This window comes from Oleiphilus sp. HI0043 (genome assembly GCF_001634935.1).
Genome location: NZ_LWEY01001529.1, coordinates 1 through 1764 on the forward strand (window position 1 = coordinate 1; position 1764 = coordinate 1764).

2 protein-coding genes are annotated in these 1764 nt (G+C 44.0%); both read right to left on the bottom strand.

From position 1 onward, the window contains the following. Positions 1-76: 76 nt before the first annotated feature. On the bottom strand, positions 77-1189 hold the full coding sequence (gene ispG, locus A3729_RS22355) for a flavodoxin-dependent (E)-4-hydroxy-3-methylbut-2-enyl-diphosphate synthase (RefSeq protein ID WP_068634066.1): 1113 nt from the start codon (positions 1187-1189) through the stop codon (positions 77-79). A gap of 49 nt (positions 1190-1238) precedes the next feature. After that, positions 1239-1764 (bottom strand): RodZ domain-containing protein (locus A3729_RS22360; protein WP_231877486.1); only part of this gene is annotated, 526 nt, incomplete at its 5' end.

The window sequence follows — 1764 nt, forward strand, 5'->3', positions numbered from 1 at the left end:
AAGGTTTAATCCTTATTATCTAGAACTTCTCTCGAGCTCACTTAGCAAGCAAGAGGAAAAATTACAGTGTTAAATTCTATGCTTTTGCAATCACCTGAGACTCCTGGGCCTCTTTGGCTGCGATCTTGGACCTGATGTTTCGCTCTAAATCATCAACAAGTGTTGTGTTAGCTAATTTATGGTCCGGCTTTCCATCAAGGTAAAGTAAATTATTCGGCGAGCCACCGGTCAGACCAACGTCTACTTCTTTAGCCTCACCCGGACCGTTTACAACACAGCCAATTATCGCGACATCCAATGGCGTCGTGACGTCTTCTAAGCGCTCTTCCAATTCATTCATTGTCTGAACAACATCAAAGTTTTGTCGAGAGCAGCTTGGGCAGGCAATAAAATTAATACCCTTTGAGCGAATCTTTAAACTTTTAAGAATATCAAAACCAACTTTGATTTCTTCAATAGGGTCGGCAGCAAGCGACACTCGAATCGTATCGCCAATGCCATCCATTAATAACATCCCCAAACCCACGGCAGACTTAACCGCACCTGATCGAAAACCCCCGGCTTCGGTAATACCCAAATGCAAAGGCTGTTCAATTTGATCAGCAATCATTCGATACGCAGCAACTGTCATAAAAACATCTGAAGCTTTAAGGCTGACCTTAAAGTTATCGAAATCATGAGCCCGCAGGATATTAACATGACGCATTGCCGACTCCACCAAGGCTTCAGGGGTTGGCTCGCCATACTTCTTTTGCAAATCTTTTTCTAATGAGCCCGCATTAACTCCGATACGAATCGGGATATTTTTCTCTTTAGCACAGTCAATTACTGCTTTAATACGGTCCTCTTTACCTATATTACCAGGGTTAATACGCAGACAATCCACGCCGTATTCGGCTACTTTTAGGGCTATTTTGTAATCAAAGTGAATGTCAGCAACAAGTGGAATAGAGGTCTTCTTCTTAATTTCTTTGAATGCTTCTGCCGCTTCCATGCTAGGAACCGAAACACGCACGATATCGGCACCTGCGTCCTGCAATGCCTTTATTTGGGCTACCGTCGCGTCAACATCACAGGTGTCAGTATTGGTCATACTTTGCACAGCAACAGGTGCATCGCCACCGACAGCCACATCTCCAACCCATATCTTCTTGGATTTTCTGCGTTTTATAGGCGATTCAAACTTCATTCATTTAATCCTTTGACCTGAGAAGGCCACTCATAACAAATCATTAGCATTATGGGCTTAAGGTCAATTGAGCCCTGCCGTTCTTGGCAGTATGCGGTATTAAATCAACCGCCTTCCCTTCAAACTCAACCTGAACCTGCTTGGCATCGCCCAGAACCATTGTAAAAGGAGCTGGCCCCGTATAATTGACTTTATTGCCTGCACGTTTTAAAGCAGCAAATACAGTTTTACCTTCTGCATTGGTAAATTTGAACCAGCAATCGCCACTAAACTCGGCAGTAAAACTTGCATTAAAAAACTGTTTCTCCTCAACAACTGGAGGCTTATCGCTATCAGTACCGGGTTCAACTATGTTTGGCGCGTCTTCAAGCGAAGCTGTGGAAGTATTTCCCTCAGTTTCTTCTGGCACAGCCTTGATCACAATCTTTTCATTTGCCAGAGTCTGTGCTGCGTTTGTAGCAGTTGGAAGCGCTGATTTGGGAGAGTCTTCGAGCGTGTCCTGAGCTTCAGATTTTGGCTTATTAAGCATAAGCTGTTGGCCTTCAGTTTCAGTACTGAGTGATTGATCACTAGGC

Excerpts from the sequence above, each read along its gene's own strand:
- ispG (WP_068634066.1), bottom strand. The coding sequence starts at position 1,189 with ATGAAGTTTGAATCGCCTATAAAACGCAGAAAATCCAAGAAGATATGG.